The sequence below is a fragment of the Leucobacter sp. MMO-125 genome, assembly GCF_037148395.1.
GTDB lineage: Bacteria > Actinomycetota > Actinomycetes > Actinomycetales > Microbacteriaceae > Leucobacter.
The window spans coordinates 507,131-524,341 of the sequence record NZ_JBBCTL010000001.1 but is presented as its reverse complement, the minus strand read 5'-3'; the positions used below and the strand labels follow the sequence as shown (position 1 = coordinate 524,341).

Annotated in this window: 15 protein-coding genes and 1 tRNA gene; 7 read left to right on the top strand and 9 right to left on the bottom strand. The window is 64.8% G+C overall.

Going from position 1 to position 17,211, the window contains the following annotated elements; all coding sequences use genetic code 11:
* Positions 1–132 precede the first annotated feature (132 nt).
* Positions 133–993: a hypothetical protein gene (locus tag WFI54_RS02415; protein ID WP_336651198.1), complete on the top strand. Its 861-nt coding sequence runs from the start codon at positions 133–135 to the stop codon at positions 991–993.
* A gap of 98 nt (positions 994–1,091) precedes the next feature.
* Here WFI54_RS02415 and WFI54_RS02410 read toward each other — a convergent pair whose 3' ends face one another.
* Together WFI54_RS02410 and orn are read right to left on the bottom strand one after the other, a co-directional pair.
* A complete protein-coding gene (locus WFI54_RS02410) occupies positions 1,092–3,425 on the bottom strand; it encodes a putative bifunctional diguanylate cyclase/phosphodiesterase (protein WP_336651197.1) in 2,334 nt (777 codons plus the stop codon).
* A 221-nt stretch (positions 3,426–3,646) separates the two neighbouring features.
* Positions 3,647–4,306 carry an oligoribonuclease gene (gene orn / locus WFI54_RS02405; protein ID WP_336651196.1) on the bottom strand — a complete coding sequence of 220 codons (660 nt, stop codon included), beginning with the start codon at positions 4,304–4,306 and terminating at the stop codon, positions 3,647–3,649.
* Between the two features lie 115 nt (positions 4,307–4,421).
* Here orn and def point away from each other — a divergent pair, with 115 nt between their 5' ends.
* Positions 4,422–4,985, top strand: coding sequence for a peptide deformylase (gene def / locus WFI54_RS02400; RefSeq protein ID WP_336651195.1), 564 nt, complete (start codon positions 4,422–4,424; stop codon positions 4,983–4,985).
* Positions 4,986–5,047: 62 nt separating this feature from the next.
* Here the strand turns inward: def and WFI54_RS02395 are convergent, their stop codons facing one another.
* The gene (locus WFI54_RS02395) at positions 5,048–6,268 is read right to left on the bottom strand and encodes an MFS transporter (protein ID WP_336651194.1); all 1,221 of its coding nucleotides are present in this window, start codon (positions 6,266–6,268) and stop codon (positions 5,048–5,050) included.
* A gap of 103 nt (positions 6,269–6,371) precedes the next feature.
* Between WFI54_RS02395 and WFI54_RS02390 the strand changes: the two genes are divergently transcribed.
* Entirely contained in the window at positions 6,372–6,704 is a 333-nt protein-coding gene (locus tag WFI54_RS02390; protein WP_336651193.1) for a PadR family transcriptional regulator, read from the top strand.
* Complete coding sequence (locus WFI54_RS02385; RefSeq protein WP_336651192.1) at positions 6,701–7,069, top strand: DUF1048 domain-containing protein; 369 nt, start codon at positions 6,701–6,703, stop codon at positions 7,067–7,069. The genes WFI54_RS02390 and WFI54_RS02385 overlap by 4 nt, the downstream gene beginning before the upstream one ends.
* Positions 7,070–7,146: 77 nt before the next feature.
* Here WFI54_RS02385 and WFI54_RS02380 read toward each other — a convergent pair whose 3' ends face one another.
* The 3 genes from WFI54_RS02380 to glsA form a co-directional block, all read right to left on the bottom strand.
* The gene (locus WFI54_RS02380) at positions 7,147–7,524 is read right to left on the bottom strand and encodes an META domain-containing protein (protein WP_336651191.1); all 378 of its coding nucleotides are present in this window, start codon (positions 7,522–7,524) and stop codon (positions 7,147–7,149) included.
* Positions 7,525–7,604: 80 nt separating this feature from the next.
* Complete coding sequence (locus tag WFI54_RS02375) at positions 7,605–9,248, bottom strand: MFS transporter (RefSeq protein ID WP_336651190.1); 1,644 nt, start codon at positions 9,246–9,248, stop codon at positions 7,605–7,607.
* A complete protein-coding gene (gene glsA / locus WFI54_RS02370; protein WP_336651189.1) occupies positions 9,241–10,263 on the bottom strand; it encodes a glutaminase A in 1,023 nt (340 codons plus the stop codon). The genes WFI54_RS02375 and glsA overlap by 8 nt, the downstream gene beginning before the upstream one ends.
* Positions 10,264–10,427: 164 nt before the next feature.
* On the opposite strand from glsA, the gene WFI54_RS02365 reads away from it, so the two are divergent.
* A tRNA-Arg gene (locus WFI54_RS02365) sits at positions 10,428–10,503 on the top strand.
* A gap of 124 nt (positions 10,504–10,627) precedes the next feature.
* Here WFI54_RS02365 and WFI54_RS02360 read toward each other — a convergent pair.
* From WFI54_RS02360 to WFI54_RS02350, 3 genes are all read right to left on the bottom strand, one after another.
* Positions 10,628–13,879 (bottom strand): DUF7507 domain-containing protein, encoded by a 3,252-nt coding sequence (locus WFI54_RS02360; RefSeq protein ID WP_336651188.1) that lies wholly within the window; start codon positions 13,877–13,879, stop codon positions 10,628–10,630.
* A 399-nt stretch (positions 13,880–14,278) separates the two neighbouring features.
* Positions 14,279–14,851: an HhH-GPD-type base excision DNA repair protein gene (locus tag WFI54_RS02355; protein WP_336651187.1), complete on the bottom strand. Its 573-nt coding sequence runs from the start codon at positions 14,849–14,851 to the stop codon at positions 14,279–14,281.
* A gap of 43 nt (positions 14,852–14,894) precedes the next feature.
* Positions 14,895–15,596, bottom strand: coding sequence for a helix-turn-helix transcriptional regulator (locus WFI54_RS02350; protein ID WP_336651186.1), 702 nt, complete (start codon positions 15,594–15,596; stop codon positions 14,895–14,897).
* An 80-nt stretch (positions 15,597–15,676) separates the two neighbouring features.
* Here WFI54_RS02350 and WFI54_RS02345 point away from each other — a divergent pair, with 80 nt between their 5' ends.
* Both WFI54_RS02345 and WFI54_RS02340 read left to right on the top strand, forming a co-directional pair.
* A complete protein-coding gene (locus tag WFI54_RS02345) occupies positions 15,677–16,402 on the top strand; it encodes an alpha/beta fold hydrolase (RefSeq protein ID WP_336651185.1) in 726 nt (241 codons plus the stop codon).
* Positions 16,403–16,697: 295 nt separating this feature from the next.
* Complete coding sequence (locus WFI54_RS02340) at positions 16,698–17,201, top strand: FBP domain-containing protein (RefSeq protein ID WP_336651184.1); 504 nt, start codon at positions 16,698–16,700, stop codon at positions 17,199–17,201.
* Positions 17,202–17,211: the final 10 nt, after the last annotated feature.

Below are 17,211 nucleotides of genomic sequence, written 5' to 3'. Positions count from 1 at the left end.
GCACGGCTCGGTCGAACCTCTATTCTGCACCAGGAAGGCCTCTCACCGGAGAACTGCCACTCCGAAAAACCCGAGATCGTCGCCCGCATTGGTACGATGAGGGAAATTGACAGCCAAGGAGAGGACGCTGCCGTGTCCGAGGACGAAACGCATTCGACGGGTGGCCTGTACGACCCGTCGGGAAACGACGATGTACGAGCCCGCATGTTGCTGAGCGCAACCCAGTACGTCGATACCGTCGGTCTGTCGTTAGGAGTCAGCGGGCCGCTCATCGAGCGGATCGCGGCGAATGCCGGCATCACTCCCAAGCAGTTCTCGCGAGTGTGGCCCAGCCACGACGCTTTCCTCGCGGATCTCTTCTGCGATCTGGCTAATCAGGCGCGGATCGACCGCGCCGACAGCCAAACCCTGCTCTCCACCTGGCAGTACCTCAGCATGCGCGTCGACGAGCTGCGGTCGAGCATCGGGAGGCGGCGGGTGCTCATCGACATCATCCGCACTGCCGCACAGTACAACTTCGAGGTGGTGACAGCCTCGAACAAGTGGCGCACCTACGCTGCGCTCTCCACAACGATCGAATCGTGGGCCGACCCCGCGGCCGGAGCCCGGATCACCGACGCGCTGCGAGCGAGCGAGCTCGCCTTCGTGGAGACGATGGAGAGCTTCTACCGCAACGTGCTGCCGACTGTCGGCTACCGGCTGAAACCCGAGTTCCACGGCGATCTGCAGCCGTTCGTTGTGGCGGCGGCCTCCGTCATCGAGGGGCTCGGGATCGTGCGCGCCACCGTGCCTGCCCTTGTTGAAGCCCACTTCGACTTCCCCGTCGACGGCGAATCAGAACCCGAGGTATGGTCGGTTGCATCGCTCGCCTTCGTGGGCGTGGTCGATGCCTTCATCGAACCCGATCCTGATTTTCAGGCAGACGAAGCAATCGCCCGGCTCAGCGGCGGAGTCGACCTCGCGGCCGGCTCTGATTCCGACGACGGATACTGAATCTTCCGGCTGCCTGCTCTGCGGGCCGGAAGCGCAGTGTTGCGGCTCGTCGAACCGGAGTGCTGCGGCTCAGGGAGCCGCGGTGACCGACCGTCTGCTCAGCGCTCGAACAGTGCGCGTGTGCCTGAGCCGCGTAGGCGGCTCATCGTCTGCGCAAACGAGAGCGGCCTGCCGAAGTAATACCCCTGCACACTGCGCACGCCGAGGCTCGTGAGCACATCGGCCATCTCGCTCGTCTCCACGCCCTCGACGATGACCGTATAGCCAAGGCGGTCGCCGAACCCCTGCAGCGCCTTCACAACCTCGCGCTGACGCGCATCTCCCAGATCGTCGATGAGGCTCTTATCGACCTTGAGGATGTTCATCGGAAAGTGCACGAGCGCGCCCACAGACGAGGCATCGGAGCCGTAATCGTCGAGGGCGAGCAACACGCCGTCCTGCTGCAGTGCCTCCGCGTCGCGGCGCAGCTCGTCGGTGACACCGTGCAGCGAGCGCTCGTTGAGTTCGATGCAGAGGGAGACGTCGGGGTGCGTGCGGGCCGCCTCGCGCACGAACGAGCCGAGCTCCGAGTCGGTGATCTGACCGACCTCGAGGTTGACCGTCATGCACTCGATTCCGGGCTCGAGCCGATGGAACTCGTCGGCCGCGTCGAGCGCTTTGCTGATGACCTGCTTGGTGAGCTCATTCATGAGGCCCAGGCTTTTCGCGCGGGCCACGAGCGAGGGCGGGGAGATGGGGCCGAGCTCGGGATCAACGTAGCGCACGAGAGCTTCGAAGGCCCAGATCTCGCCCCGCTCCAGGCTGACGATCGGTTGGAAAGCGACGAGCAGCCGGTCTTCGCGGATCGCCCGCGCGACGATGTCGTTGGTGCGGGAAGCACGATGGGAGGAGACGCTGACCCCGCTACCGGTGGCCGCGCCGCCGCGCCGCCGCGAACGTTTGACGTGCAGCATGGCGCGATCGGCGTCTTCGACGAGGGCCTGGGGGTCGAGTTCGCGATGCCCAGAAAACGCGAGGCCTGCGCTGAGGGTGGGGCGAAGCTGGTGGCCCTCGATGAAGACCGCCTGGCTGGCAATCTCGACAATGCGGTCGGCTGAGGCCTTCGCCTGGTCGAGTGAGTCGAGATCGGAGAAGATGATCACGAACTCGTCGCCGCCGACACGGGAGACGAAGTCTCCGCCGCCGGACGCCTCGAGCAGGCGCTGGGCGACGGTCTTCAACAACTCGTCGCCGATGCGGTGGCCGTGGGCGTCATTGAGTTTCTTGAAGTTGTCGAGATCGACGAAGAGCAGAGCGATGCCCGCGTGGTACGAGCGGTTTTCGTTGGCTTCGATGAGCGCTTTCTGGAAGGCGCCGTAGTTGGGTAGGCCTGTCAGATCGTCAGTGTTCGCGCGGCGCTCGAGATCTTCGACTTCGTGCTGCGCGCGTGTCGTCTCGCTGGCAACGTGGGCGAGCGTGGTGAGTGCGCGCTCGTCTTCGCGTTCGAAGGGCACCCCGCCGGTCTTGCGGGAGGCGACGAGGTATTCGTTGCGTGCGGCGTCGAGTCGCACCGGGGCGCCGATCTCGTGACGCTCGGGTGGTGCCTCTCGTAGTTCGACGTGCTTCGCCTGCACGATGGTTTGGGTGCGGCTGAGCAATGCGGGAGCCAGGCCGCCCTGCGCGGTGATGCGCGGCAGCTCGACGGCGGCGTTGACGAGGGCGCTGAGACGGCGTTCGATGTGCGAGAAGCGACTGTGCTGCGCGAACATGTAGAAGAGCGATGCTGCGAGCAGCACCACGAGCGGGGTGAGATCTGCTCGCGGGTCTTGTTCGAGCCAGGGGATCAGTTGGGTGTCGGCGTAGTTCATCGCCGTTGAGGTGGCCCCGACGATGAGAACGACAAGGGTGAGCTTGAGAGGGTCGATGGCCGACAGGCCGAGGTCGCGGTCGGACTCGGTGTTGCTCCACTGCCGCAAGAACTCGCCCATCAAAAAGAGTGCGTAGTAGGCCGAGGTCGCTGCCAGGTAGCTCAGTGGCACCCAGACACCGAGGTTCGCAAGCCAGCTCTGGGTGAGCACAAATGCCAGCGCGCTCACCGCACCCAGCCCTGTCAGGTAGAGGGCATGCCTCACGTTGCGGTGCAGGAAGGTCTGCGAGATCAGCAGCCCGAGCGCCCAGACGGCGACGTTGAACAGCGGGAAGCCCGGCATTGGGGGAATGGCGATCATCACGATCGCGATGCCAACGAGCGGGAAGCCGGGGCGGCGCCCCACCTGCAGCTGCAGTGAGCCGCAGATCATCACTCCTACGATGACAGTGATGACGAGCGTCCAGGATTCCGGCGTGGAGCGCGTCAGCTCGGCCAGGCCGAACCCGATGACACCGAGAGCCAGCAGGGCGAATGGTGCTGCGAAGAGGGTGCCCCGCTTCGTCGTGTCCAAAGGCCTGAGCACGGTCCCTCCTCTGAGTCTCCGCTGATTGTGCGCAGTCATCGAGGCGCGGTGCGTTGCGGTTTCGCAAGGTCAATCATGGCATGTGTCAGGCCCGCACCGGTGGCTTTCTGCGAGGTGCGCGAGGTGTGTCCCCGCTGCTGCCTGTGATCGCGGGCGAATCGACGGTTGCTGCTGTGGGTGGGCACGCCGTTGTTTCGGCGCGCCGCGTCTGGAACTGAGTGTCAGTCAGCGCTGTTCTCGGCGGATTGCACGAGCCCGTCGATGAGTGTCGAGTAGGTGGCGCTCGCGGTTTGGGCGAGTGCTTCGGACGCTGCCTTGTCAGGGCCGGGAGCGGGTGTCATGACGGCGCTACGGAAGTAGGCGAGCTCTTGGATGGACTCGGCGATGTCGGCGAGTGCGCGGTGCCCGCCACGTTTCTCGGGCGCGCCGAAGTAGGCGGCCGGATACCAGCGGCGGCTCAGTTCTTTGATGGTGGAGACGTCGATGCTGCGGTAGTGCAGTCGCGCGTCGAGCTTCGGGAGGTACTTTGAGATGAAGCGGCGATCCATGCCGATCGTGTTGCCTGCGACGAGGGGGCGGCGCCCGGGGGTGACGAGCTTGCTGAGGTAGTCGAGCACCTGCTGTTCGGCCTCTTCTAGGGAGGCACCGTGTTCGATGCGGGGGAGCAGGCCCGACTCGGTGTGCATCTTGCGCACGAAGTCATTCATCTGCGCGAGTGCCTCCGCGCCCGGATTGATGACGATCTCGAAGCCGGGGTCGAGGGGAGTGAGGTCGAAGTCGGTGACGATGACGGCGATCTCGCAGAGGCCGTCGCGGTCTACGTCGAGACCCGTCATCTCGCAATCGATCCAGACGATCTGATCTGCTGGGGCGTTCGACACTGTCGTTCCTCGTTCCCGTTGCTTGCTGCTCTGTATGGTCGGGATCGCGGATCCCGCACCTCGAACCGCCTCAGTCTAGCGCCGGTGCTGAAGGCTCGCCTCTACACTGGTGCGCATGGCAGTTCTTCCTATTGTGATCTCCGGCGAGCCGGTTCTCCACCGTCCGGCGGCGCCCGTGACTGAATTCGATTCCGCGCTGCGCACCCTCGTCGACGACATGTTCGAGACGACGGTTGCCGCTCCCGGTGTGGGTCTTGCGGCCCCCCAGGTGGGTGTGGGTCAGCGGGTGTTCGTATGGATGTATGAGGATCAGGATGAAGCTCCGGCAGAGGGTGTCGCCATCAATCCTGAGCTGTGGATTGCGCCGCTCGAGCCCGGCCTTCCCGATGAGGACGAGGTTGAAGGCTGCCTTTCTTTCCCCGGTGAGCGCTTCGCACTGCGCCGCTCGCCCCGCGCGCTGCTGCGCGCTCAAGACATCGACGGGAAGCCCTTCGAAGTGCAGGCGAGCGGCTGGTTTGCGCGTATTCTGCAGCACGAGTTCGACCACCTGAATGGCTTGCTCTACGTGGACCGCTTGGTGCACCCCGAGAACCGTGGCGCGCAGAAGGCGCAGCGCAAGAACGGCTGGGGTAGGCCAGGGCTGAGCTGGTTGCCCGGCGTTGACGATCTCGAGGGCTGAGCCCCGCAGCTGGGGGCGCAGAGCCGCAACAGGCTCCTGATGGGTGCGCCCTGCGGGCCGCGTCAGCGGGCCGGATCCGCCAAGCTCAGGCCGCGTGAGTCAGGGATCAGCGACCAGATGATGGAAGCCGCTGCGAGCAGCGCGGCCGTGATTCCGAACGCCCAGCCGAAGCCTGCGAAGTCGACAACGGCCCCGGCGATAGCGGGGCCGAGCACGCCGCCGAGGTCGCTCATCATCGAATAGCCTGCCACAACCTGGCCGCCACGACGCTGCGAGAGCACATCGGCGAGCACCGCCTGTTGGCCGGGGTTGACGAGTGCGGATCCCGCTCCGGCGACAAACATCACGGCCGCGGTGGTCCAGATGCCGGGGCTTGCCGGCACGGCCGCGTAGGTGATGGCGAGCACCGCCATGCCCGCGATGAGCACCGGTTTGCGGCCGAGGGAGTCGTTCCAGCGGCCCGAGGGGAAGATGAGGATGGCGTTGCCGGCGGCGTAAGCGGCGAGCACCCAGGCGGCGACCGTGGCGTCGCCGCTGAATGCGACCGCGACGAAGATCGGCAGCACCGAGACGCGCACACCGTATGAGGCCCAGCCGAAGGTGAACACCGACAGCAGCAGTGCGCGATACTGCGGCACGCGCAGGGCTTCGCGCAGTCGCACCGTTGCCGGGGGCTCGGCATTGGTGCCGCTGAGCGGTGCGGGGGCGCCCGCGGCCTGCGACCGTCGCAGCGCGATGGCCACGACTGTGGCCGCGGCGACGAGGGTCACGAAGTAGAACACGAAGGGGGCGCGCAGACCGAACGTTGCGACGATGCCGCCGAAGACGGGGCCGAGTAGGCCGCCCAGCAGGAATCCGGCGGCGTTGAGGCTTGCGACGCGGCCGCGGGCAGCGGGCGGGCTAACTTTGACGAGCAGCGCCGTTGCGGCGACCGTGAACATTGTCGAGCCGATGCCGCCCAGGCCGCGCAGCACGACGAACTGGGTGTAGTCGGCTGCGAATGCGGCGGCGCCAGTGGAGAGTGCGACGATGAGGATGCCTGTGGTGTAGCTGCGCCGTTCGCCGAATCGCCCCACCACCCAACCGGCCAGGGGTGCTGAGAGCAGTCGCATGAGCGCGAAGGCGCTGACGATCGCAGAGGCTGCAAAGGCCGACACGCCGAATTCGAGGGCGAACTGGGGGATCGCTGGTGCCACCACTCCATAGCCGAGCGCGACTGTGAAGCCGCCGGCGACAAGGGCCCAGACCTCGAAGGGGAGGCGGGGCCTGGTGGTTGCGCGCACTCGTCGATCTTAGCTGGCGCTCGGATTGAGGGGTGGTGCAGCGAGCTACTTAGTGTTACGTTGTAGCAGTACCGTGTAACACTAGGTAGCAAGGAGCGATGCGATGGCAAAACACATGACCGAGATGCTCAAGGGAGTCTTGGAAGGCATGGTGCTCGCCATCATCGCCGAGCATCCCAGCTACGGCTACGAAATCCGGTCGCGGCTCCAAGAACTAGGCTTCGCCGACATCGCTGAGGGCACCATCTACGCGCTGCTGGTGCGCGTCGAACAACGCGGCCTCGTTGACGTCGTCAAGACCCCCTCCGAGAAAGGGCCGCCCCGCAAGGTCTACTCCGTGAACACGGCAGGCCGCGGCTACCTCGAGGAGTTCTGGCAGTCCTGGCAGTTTCTCACCGAGCGAATCACCACACTTCACGAAGGAGTATCACCATGAGCAACACCCTCGACACGATCCTCGGCGATCTCGGCGATAAGCGCCGCTGGCGCGAATGCCAGGCCCGCATCAAAGCCCTCCCCGCCGGCCACCGCGCAGCCGCGCAGGCAATCGAACGCTACCTCAGCTATTTCGGTGCCATCTCGAAGGGCGACGTCCTGGTGCAGATGACCGAAGACCTCACCGAACTCTTCGAGCGCGCCGCAGCCGACGGCACCCCGGTGCGCGCCATCGTCGGAGACGACCCTGTCGACTTCGCCGAAACCTTCCTCGCGAACTACGCCGACGGTCAGTGGATATCCAAGGAGCGCCGCCGTCTCACCGCAGCAATCGACGCCCTCGACGGTGGGAAGCAAGGAGCCTGAGGCGGAACCATTCACCCGAGGTGCTTGTGCTACTCACCGCGAGATCCGCTCTCATCGTGAGGATCGCAAGGCGGTCGCTACTGCTTGGGCAGCGAACCGATCACCTCGCCGCTCTCGTCCTTGATCTGCAACTTGCCATCGACCACTGCGCCGGTGTTGAGAGCTTGCAACCAGGTGTCGACGCCCTCGCAGGCCATGAGCGTGCTCGCGACCTGGCCGAAGTCGATCGTGTCGCCGTCGAAGGTAGCAGTGCCGCCCAGACGGTTGCAGCCGTCGGTGCCTGAGAAGGAGCCGTTTTGCTCGATCGTGAGGGAGGGTGCCGAGCCGGCGCCCTCGTCGCCCCAGGTGCCGACGAAGGCGTTCGAGCTGCTGCCGGAGCAGCCGGCGGTCGAGAGAGCGAGGACCGCGGCGGCCCCGAAGAGCGCGGTAGTGAGAAGGGTGCGCGAGCGTTGCATGACGGGGATCCTTTCGGAGGGATGGATGGGGGAGGAGGAAGCCGGGGGCCGGGTGCGCGGCAGATGGCGGATCGGCGCGGTCACTCGGCAGATCCCACGGCGTCGGCGGGAATCTCATCGGGCCGATACTTCGGCAGCCGCGACGCAGGCAGCGCCGCGAGCGCGCTGATACCCGCGAGCAGCAGGAAACCGAGTTTCAGCGTGCGCAGCCGCTGCTCCTCGTTGAGCGCGACGGCCGCCTCAACCTGCGCAGGGTCAGCGGTCGTGTCTTCGAGCACCGCCCGCAGATCGTCATTGCTGATGAAATTCGCACTGTCGAGATCCACCTGGGCGGCGAGTTCCGGCGGCAGATCAGGGTGCTCAGCCACGGCGCTGCCGATCCCGAGCCCCAAAGTGGTGACCAGCACCGCACCCATAACCGCGGTGCCCACGGCCGAGGCCAGGTTTTGCGTGGTGCCGCGGATCGACCCCACATCGCCAGCCAAGCGCTTCGGTGCGGCTGTGACCAGTACGTTGAACACCAGCGTCACCAGGGCGCCCTGCCCGATGCCGAACACGATCAGACCGATGATCGTGGGCAGCGTCTCCCAGTTGTTCGTGACCACGAAGGCCAACCACACGAGCGCCGCCGTAGTGAGCGCGAACGCGAAGAGGGCGATCGTGCGCGGTGCGTAGCGCTTGTAGTAGCGCACGATCAGTGTCGCCGTGACGAACACTGTCAGGTTGAACGGCATCATCGCGAGCGAGGTGTCGAACGGGGTGCGGCCCTGCACGACCTGGATGTAGGTGGGCACCGTGAAGTTCACGGCGGCCTCCATCGAGACAATGATGAACATGGCGTAGACGGCAGCACGCTCAGTCGGCTCCTTGAGCACGCTCAGGTCGACGAGCGGCACCTCACCGCGCGCCATGCGCCGAGTGGTCCACAGGAAGAAGCACTGCCCCAGCACCAGGCCGAGCACCACGAACACGGGTGCGGGGGAGAGGCCGAGAATACCGAAGGGAGCTCCCGGCTCGGCGAACAGGATGCCCCAGCCGTTCAGGTTGTTGAATCCGAGCGTGAGCAGCACGATCCCGGCGCCGATCAGCGCCGAAGCGACGAGGTCGATCTTGACAGCAGGATTGCCACGATCCGACCGCAGCCGGAAGCTGAAGAGGAAGACGAGCGCGGCAAGGCCGAGGGTGATCCCGAACACGGGCCGCCACCCCACCAGCGTGCCGAGCGTGCCGCCGATGAGGAAGGCGCTGACACCCGAGAAAGCGCGAGCGGATCCGAGCGATCCGACAGCGGTGGCCTGCTGGTCGCCGTGGTAGTTCTCCGCGATGAGCGCCACCAGGGCCGGCACGATAATCGCAGCTGAGGCGCCCGCCAGCACCTGGCCGGCGATGGCCCAGCCGATCGAGGGCGACAGGATCATCATCAGTGAAGAACCCGCGAACACCACGATCACCACGCGGAAGATGAGCACCCAGCCCACACGCTGACCCAGTTTGGCACCCGTCATCACGAGCGCCGCCACCGCGATGCCGTACACCACGATCGTGGTGCTCGCAGCGGTTGGCGGCACACCGAAATCTTCGACCATGCCGCCCAAGGAGATGGGAAGCGCGGCCACGTTGAATGACATCAGGACCTGTGCAAGAAACAGGCCCACCATCGGCGCCCAGGAGCTTCGTTCGGCCCGCTCGGGTGCGCTGCGAGCGGAAGTCGACTGCTCAGACATGCGATGCCTCCAGTTCGGAAGCGCCTCGGTGGATCGAGGCGAAGAGGTTGAGGCCGAGGGCGCGCGAGAGGTAGGCGCAGGCCCGCTGGCCCCGGATGCTGTTGCCGGCCGGGTCTAGGCGGGGCGAGTAGGTGCCTACGGCGCCCTTGCCGGGCGCGACGGCCACGATACCGCCGGACACCCCCGACTTCGCAGGCAGACCGATCTCGAACAGCCACTCGCCCGAGCGCTCGTACATGCCGCATGAGGCGAGCACTGTGAGCGTGTCGCGGCACACCTCGGCCGAGACCACTTGCTCCCCGGTCGCGGGGTTGACCCCGCCTGCGGCGAGCGTCGCGCCCATCACCGCCAAATCGTGCGCCGTCACCGACAGTGCGCACTGCCTGGTGTAAACGTCGACGGTCTCAAGCGGGTCGGGGTCGAGCCGACCGTAGCTCTGCAGTAGTCTGCCGATGGCACGGTTGCGATGGTTGGTCTCTGCCTCGGAGCGGTAGACGGTTTTATCGAGTTCGAGCTCACGGCCAGCGAAGCGCGACAGGCCTCCGCGTACCAGCTCCCAACGCTCCTCTGCAGATGCCGCCGGCACCAACGCGGTCGTCGCAATCGCGCCCGCGTTGACCATCGGGTTCATGGGGCTGCCGCCGTTCAGCTCGATCGCCATCACGGAGTTGAACGCGAGACCGGTGTTGTTCACGCCAACACGATCATGCACCGCCTCATGTCCGAGCTCTTCGCACACCAGCGCGAACACGAACGCCTTCGAGATCGACTGAATCGAGAAGGTGTCTCCGACATCGCCGACCTCATGTGAGGTGCCTTCGATGTCGACCACCGACAGCCCGAAGCGCGCCGGGTCGGCGGCGCCGAGCACCGGAATGTAATCGGCGACCTCGCCCTCGTCGAGCCCGGCATAGCGTGCGTGCGCTTCGGCTACGAGCTCGGCGACGTGCGACCGTGGCGGCAAGGCCCCTGTGAGCGCTCGCTGCTCGACATCCACCGCATCGTGCTCGAACATGCGACCTCCGCTCAGTGGGGCATCTGAGGTCAACACTAGAGCCTGCAATGTGCGGCACCAACACATTTTTGGGGGACTGGTGCCGTGAGCAATGCTCGAAGCTGCGCAGGTCAGTCCTGGAACGAACCCCTTGCAGGGAGGCGGCATAGTACGCTGGTGTGGTTGCCCTCGTAGCTCAGTGGATAGAGCAGCGGCCTTCTAATCCGCCGGTCGGGAGTTCGAATCTCTCCGGGGGCACCATCTTCTTGAGCCTGTTGCGCTCATGGCACGCGTGGGTGGTTATCTCCTACAGGCATCGCTGAAGACAGCGCTACGGGGTGTGAGGCTCTGCTGAGTCTCACACCCCGTAACCATTCGGTCGCTGCTACTGCAGGTGCAGCTTACGGCGACGCATCAACAGGTATCCTCCTGCTGCCAGAGTGGCCAGACCCATCAGGGCGAGCCCTGCGATACCAGAACTGCCGGTAGTGGGCAGGCCCGGCAGAGGTGCGGCAGGCACCTTGGCCGTCGAAGGCGGCCCCTCGACGATGCCGCCACCCGGCGGGACACCTTCGACGGTCGCGGTGTTTTCGAGCGTGCCATGCTCAAGATCCGCGGCCGTGACCGAGTATGTCGCCGTGAAAACGGCCTTCTCGCCCGGGGCCAAGCTCACAGACTCAGGCGTGATAGCGCCAAGCCGACCGGTGCCAGAGAATCCAACCTCTACGGGACGCACATCAGTCATCGTCACGTTGCCCACGTTCTCAACCACGAAGGAATAGGTGACGAGCTGCCCCACGTGAGTGATCTTCTGCACATCGGCAGTCTTCACGATCGTGAGATCCGGCATTGCAGGGGTGGGAATTTCCACCTCTGCAGGAGGCGAATCGACAGGCGGGCCAGTCGGGGGAACGCCCGTCGCGGTTGCCGTGTTTCTGACTGATCCTGAGTCGATGTCAGCCTGGGTCAGAACATACGTGGAGGTAAACGTTGCCTGTTCTGTCGGTGCGAGCGTGACGGCGTCCGGGGTGATGGGGCCGAGCTCGCCCGAGCCGGTGAAGTCGCCCTCAACCGGAGTCACATCCGTCAGCGTGACGTTTCCGGTGTTCGTGACCACAAAGGTGTACGTGATCTCCTGACCGACGAGGAATCGTTCGATGTCGGACGGTGTCGCCGACTTCACAATCGACAGTCTCGGGTTCGGCGTCGACGGAACAGTGACCTCCGACGGTGGTGTCGGCGGGAGTTCGCTTCCTTCCGGCGGCGTGCCAGTTGCCGATGCGGCATTGGTAATACCACCGGCATCAATATCGGCCTGCGTGACGGTGTATGTCGCCGTGAACGTGGTGTCCTCGCCTGGGGCCAGTGTTGCCGTCTCTGGCTCGAAAGCACTGAGTTCGCCCGTGCCCGAGAACTCGACTTCGACGGGAGCAACATCAGTGAGGGTGACGTTTCCGACGTTGGCGACGAGGAACGAGTAGGTGACGATTTCGCCCGCGGTGGTGATCTCCGACTTGTCAGCCGACTTCACTATCGACAGCCCCGATTCTGCAGGAGTTGGAATGGTGACCTCGGACGGCGGCGTGTCGACCGGAGGGCCCGACGGGGGCACGCCTGTCGCGGTGGCGGAGTTATACACAGAGCCTGAATCAACATCGGCTTGCGTTAGCGTGTACTCCGCCGTAAACGTCGCCTTTTGACCAGGAGTGAGCGTTACCGGGCCTGGGGTGATCGGGCCGAGTTCACCCGAGCCAGTGAAGTCGCCCTCCACCGGGGTCACATCCTTGAGCGTCAGGTTGCCGGTGTTGGTGACGAGGAATGAATACGTCACCTTCTGTCCGGCTGTGAACGATGCGGTATCGGTGATATCCGCGCTTTTCACAATCGTGAGCTCCGGATCTTGGAGTGCGGGAATCTCCACTTCAAACGGAGGCGAATTAACAGGGGGCCCAGTGGGGGGCGTCCCGGTCGCAATCGCGGCATTCGTAATCGCACCTCTATCGACATCATCCTGCGTCACCGTATATTCGGCGGTGAACGTGGCGCGCTCACCGGGAATCAGGCGATCAACGGTTTCCGGTGTGAAGCCGGAAAGCGTGCCCGACCCGGAGAACTCGGTTTCAGAAGGGGCCACGTCCGTCAGCGTGACGTTGCCGGTATTCTCCACCAAGAACTTGTAGGTAATGGTGTCGCCAAGGCTTACTTGTGCGGTGTTGGCAGACTTCACCAGAGAGATGCTGGGGTTGGGAGATACGGGGATCTCATACTCTGACGGCGGCGCCTCAGTGGGAGGCCCGTTCGGGGGATTTCCCGTGGCAGTGGCCGTGTTGTCAACTCGTCCAGAATCAACGTCTTGCTGGGTCAGCGTGTAGTCAGCGGTGAACAGCTGCTGAGCACCAGGCTCAAGCGTCACCGGTCCGGGAGAGAAGGCTCCGAGCTCTCCTGTTCCCGTGAAAGCCTCCTCCGAAGGGGTGACTTCTGTGAGCGTGGTGTTTCCTGTATTGGTCACCAGGAATGAGTACTCGATTTGCTGCCCGACAGTGAACGAATCTGAGTCCGACGGGGTCGCCGACTTCACGATCGTCAGATCAGGCGCCGCCGGTGCCGCAATGGTGACTTCAGATGGTGGTGATTCAACTGGAGTGTTCTTCGGACCGGTGCCCGTCGCGATCGCAACGTTGTTCAGGGTTCCCGCATTGATGTCATCCTGGGTGACGATGTAGCGGGAAGTGAACGTCTGGGTTTCTCCGGGGTCGAGGTTCACCGGGCCAGGGCTGAAGGGACTCATCTGCCCGGTGCCTGTGAAGCTCGTCTCTTGCGGAGTCACTTCGTCGAGCGGTACGTTTCCGGTGTTGGTCACGGCAAACGAATACGTTACAACCTGGCCGGCTGCGCTGATTTGCTGCACATTCGACGTCTTGACGATGTCCAGGGCAGGGGTCGGTGCATCGGGCAAGGTCACCAAGATCGTCCACTGATCGGCTGTCTCGATTGCCGCGTTGACGCCTCGGTTGCCCTTCAAGCTCAAATTGAAGGTGATCTCGGTGAGATCCGATCCCGCCACCTGCAGGCTGCCGCAACCCGCGGTGCCGTTCGCTCCTGCGGGCGTCGCATCGCATACGGTGTTGGGTCGGGAAGACGTGGTCTGGAACTTTCTTCCGCCACTCACGACCTGGAGGTTCGTGGCGTTCCCCGCCACTGACATCGTTGCGCCTGCTGGGACCGACGAAAGCACCCCTGCCGCGCCGTAGCGATTTTCCCCTTGGAAGGCGCCGAGGCCGGCAATGTGAACGACCGGATTGTCGACCGGTGAACTGAACGCTATCTTCACCGTGCCGCGATTCGCGCACTCGAAGTTGCCGACTGCGGTGCCGCAAGAAGCGGGTTCGGTTTGGATTTGCGCTGTTGCGGTGCCTGCGGGAATGGTCTGAGAGTACATTCCAGCATTGCTGTTCTTCGTAGGGAACGCGGCGGTGTCTGGTGAACTCTTGACAGTCCCTCCCGACAACGTATAGGTCGCTACAACGTTTGGAGCCCCTGGCTGGGTGAAGGTCTGCGTGTAGCCGCCACTGGTAGCAGTGACCCCGGCCACACGAACAGCTTGAGCTGCCAGCGGAGCCTGGATGGGTACCGCCATGAACCCCACCACCGCGGCGACGAGGAGTATGCGCCCTATTCGCCGTGGACGGGTGCCTGATGATCGACGAAACAAATTTCCCCCCTTGGAATAGGGTGATCACTCGCGCTTCCCACAGCGCTCCCAACTTCGACAGTTGCAGTGCTCACCTCTAAAGCTGGATGGTAACCAACTTGATATCGAAGGGAAAGGGCTACAGGCGTAAATAAAATATCTTCAGGAGCGCTTGGGTGCACCTTGCGCGGAAGGGTGACAAGAACACCTGATCAAGTCGTAAAAAAGAGCGCCATTATTGGCGCTTTGGGTGCGTGTTGGTTATGTGCTTCAGCGCAAGGGGCTTGAAATCTGACTCTGAAATGCGATACCGGCGTGATCGGCTGAGTGGTCGGCTTTTGCGGATCAGCCCCGCTGTTTCGCGGCGGCCTTTGCTGCACGCTTCGACTCGCGCACCTTGAGCAGTGTTTCGGGGGAGGTGATGTCGGCCACGCTGCGATACGAGCCCTCCTCGCCGTAGGCGCCGGCGGCCTCACGCCAGCCCTCGCCCGCGAAGCCGCACTGCTTGCCGAGCAGTGCGAGGAAGATCCGCGCCTTCTGATCACCGAAACCGGGCAGGGCCTTGAGTCGCTTCAGCACCGTCGCACCGTCGGGGTCGCCGTCGGTCCAGATGGCGGAGGCGTCGCCGCCCCACTCGTCGATGACGTTGCGGCACAGCGTCTGCACGCGATCCGCCATGGAGCCGGGGAAGCGATGCACCGCGGGTGTCTGCTTGAACGCTGCCGCGAAGTCGTCGGGGTCGCAGCCCGCGATCGTTGCGGCATCGACCGCGCCGATCCGCTGCTCGATCTTGAGCGGCCCCGAGAACGCCACCTCCATCGCCACCTGCTGGTCGAGCAGCATGCCGATCAGCAGCGCGAGGGGGTTGTCGGTCAGCAGCCTGTCGGCCGCGGCATCGTCAGTGAGGTGCAGGCTCATACGGTTCAGTATTGCAGCGGCACCTCAGAACTCAAGTGGGATATCACTGTGGCTCTTCGGCGAAGAGCGGTGCGGCCGTTGCCGGCGGGGTGCCGATCTCGGCAACAGAGTGCCCAGAGCAGGGTGCCTGAGTGACCGTGGCCCGCTCGATGCGGGTGATGAGAAACCACCGCATCGCATCGCGCAGGCGGCACCAGCCGATGAGATACCAGTGCCCGTTCGTGGAGGCGAAGATTACGGGCTCCACCTCCCGCACCGTGCGCTCGCCGCCGCCCGCGGTGTAGCGAATGCGCACCACACGCTGCTCGGTCATCGCTTCCTCCAGCGCCGACCGCACCGCGCGTGTCGCAGGTCGGTCGCTGTCGACCCAGATGCGGCGTGCGAGCTGATCGGCTTTCGCGCGGGTGCGCGGATCGAGCACGTCGATGATCTTGCGCACCCCTGCCGACGCGAGGTCGGCGTAGGGGGCGTCGGCCGCGGCCGACACGGCGGCGAGAAGCGCCACCGCCTGGGCGGGGCTGAGGCTGATCGGTGGCAGGTTTGAGCGCGCGGCGACTCCGTAGCCGCCGCCCGGGCCGGGGCGCGACCAGATTGGCACGCCGCTGTGTTCGAGGGTGTCGAGGTCGCGCTTGATTGTGCGCGTCGACACCTCGAACTCGTGCGCCAGGCGCTCGGCGGTGCATCCTCTTGATCCGCTGCGCCGCAGCATTTCCGTGATCGCGTGGAGTCGTTCAGCGCGCTTCATCTCATCACCTCCGCAAGTTCATCAAATCATGTCAGAAATAGTGACATACCGCTTTCCAGCGGCGCTGCGAGGATCAATACATGACCACGCACACACAGCAGCCGACCATTATGCTCATCCCCGGCCACTGGCTCGGGGCCTGGGCCTGGGACGAGGTACTGCACCATCTCAGCCATCTGGGGCACCGAGCGACGGCGCTGACGCTGCCCGGCCTCGACAAGGACGACCCTCACCGCGCCGAACGCACCCTCGACGAACAGGTCGCGGCCATTGAGCAGCTGCTCGAATCTGAGCCCGGGCCCGTCATCGTCGTCGCCCACAGTGGTGCGAACGCGCCGGTCACCCGCGTGCTCGATCAGCACCCCGAACGTATGACGCGTGTGGTGTGGGTCGATAGCGGCCCCGTGACCTCGGGCCTGGCGTTCGCGCCCGACTTCCCAGAGGGAAGCGAAGGTCTGCCCTTGCCGCCCTTCGACGTGCTCGCGCAGCAGGCAAGCCTTGACGGGCTCAGCGCCGAGGCACTCGAACGCTTCCGTGCTCGCGCCGTCGCCGAGCCGGGGCCTGTGCTCCGGCAGACCGTCGAGCTCACCAACCAGGCCCGCTTCGAGGTGCCCACGACATTCGTGTGCTGCTCCATGCAGAGTGCGCAAGTGCGCGAGCTGGCCGAGGCCGGTCACCCGATGTTCGCCGAAGTCTGCAGGTACACCAACACGAGCTTTATTGACCTGCCGACGGGTCACTGGCCGATGTGGAGTCGCCCCGCAGACCTCGCCAAGGTGCTCGCGGCGGATACCGGGGCGGTGTGAGCGGCCCTGCTTGAGCGGTGCTGCGGGTCGTCTGAGGGCCGACCCGCGCCCGTGCCCTGTGCTAGCCGGGGCTCTCACCCCAGGGCGTTGCCGCAGTTGGCGCGAGTAGACTGAACCCGTGAGCTATCGAGAGCTGTACTCCCAGCGTCAGGAGGTCGTCGGCGAAGCACTCGCCGACGACGATTAGCTGAGCCGTCGAGGCCGTGCCCGCGCAACTGCGCTCTGCACGGCCGACATCGTCGACCCCGCACCGCTCTTCGGATTGCGCGCTGCGCGATCCGAGCAAGGATCTCTCATGCAACCCCTCACCGAACCGTTCATCCGTTCTTCGTTCATCAACGCTTCCCGGCGGGAAGTGGCGGAAATGGGCCTCCCCACTCACTTCGACACCCTCACCGAGTCCGCCTGGCGCGACCTCGACTTCTTCGGCTGGCGTGACCCGAAATTTGCCAGGCGCGCCTACGTCGTGCTGCCGCGTCTCGACGCCGAGCCCGTCGGTGTCGCGCTAACGCAGACGGAGGCGATGCCGCGTTCGCGAGCAATGTGCAATTGGTGCCGAGACGTGCGCCTGCCGAACGATGTCGCCTTCTGGAGCGCGAAACGGGTGGGTCCGGCGGGCCGGAAGGGCAGCACCGTCGGCACACTTATCTGCCGCGACTTCGAATGTTCACGCAATGTGCGCAACGACCCGCCGCCGGCGTATGAGGGTTACGACGTCGGGGCTGCCCGGATCCGCCGCATTGAAGATCTGCAGCTGCGAGCCTTCGGCTTCGCAGAAATGCTGATCGCGGGCCGGTAGCAGGCCAGGG

What these genes read in the sequence shown, in the direction of transcription:
- WFI54_RS02385 (WP_336651192.1), top strand. Translation starts at nt 6,701, where the DNA reads ATGAGCAACACCCTCGACACGATCCTCGGCGATCTCGGCGATAAGCGC.
- WFI54_RS02380 (WP_336651191.1), bottom strand. Translation starts at nt 7,524, where the DNA reads ATGCAACGCTCGCGCACCCTTCTCACTACCGCGCTCTTCGGGGCCGCC.
- def (WP_336651195.1), top strand. Translation starts at nt 4,422, where the DNA reads ATGGCAGTTCTTCCTATTGTGATCTCCGGCGAGCCGGTTCTCCACCGT.
- WFI54_RS02375 (WP_336651190.1), bottom strand. Translation starts at nt 9,248, where the DNA reads ATGTCTGAGCAGTCGACTTCCGCTCGCAGCGCACCCGAGCGGGCCGAA.
- WFI54_RS02355 (WP_336651187.1), bottom strand. Translation starts at nt 14,851, where the DNA reads ATGAGCCTGCACCTCACTGACGATGCCGCGGCCGACAGGCTGCTGACC.
- glsA (WP_336651189.1), bottom strand. Translation starts at nt 10,263, where the DNA reads ATGTTCGAGCACGATGCGGTGGATGTCGAGCAGCGAGCGCTCACAGGG.
- WFI54_RS02340 (WP_336651184.1), top strand. Translation starts at nt 16,698, where the DNA reads ATGCAACCCCTCACCGAACCGTTCATCCGTTCTTCGTTCATCAACGCT.
- WFI54_RS02345 (WP_336651185.1), top strand. Translation starts at nt 15,677, where the DNA reads ATGACCACGCACACACAGCAGCCGACCATTATGCTCATCCCCGGCCAC.
- WFI54_RS02350 (WP_336651186.1), bottom strand. Translation starts at nt 15,596, where the DNA reads ATGAAGCGCGCTGAACGACTCCACGCGATCACGGAAATGCTGCGGCGC.
- WFI54_RS02390 (WP_336651193.1), top strand. Translation starts at nt 6,372, where the DNA reads ATGGCAAAACACATGACCGAGATGCTCAAGGGAGTCTTGGAAGGCATG.
- WFI54_RS02360 (WP_336651188.1), bottom strand. Translation starts at nt 13,879, where the DNA reads ATGGCGGTACCCATCCAGGCTCCGCTGGCAGCTCAAGCTGTTCGTGTG.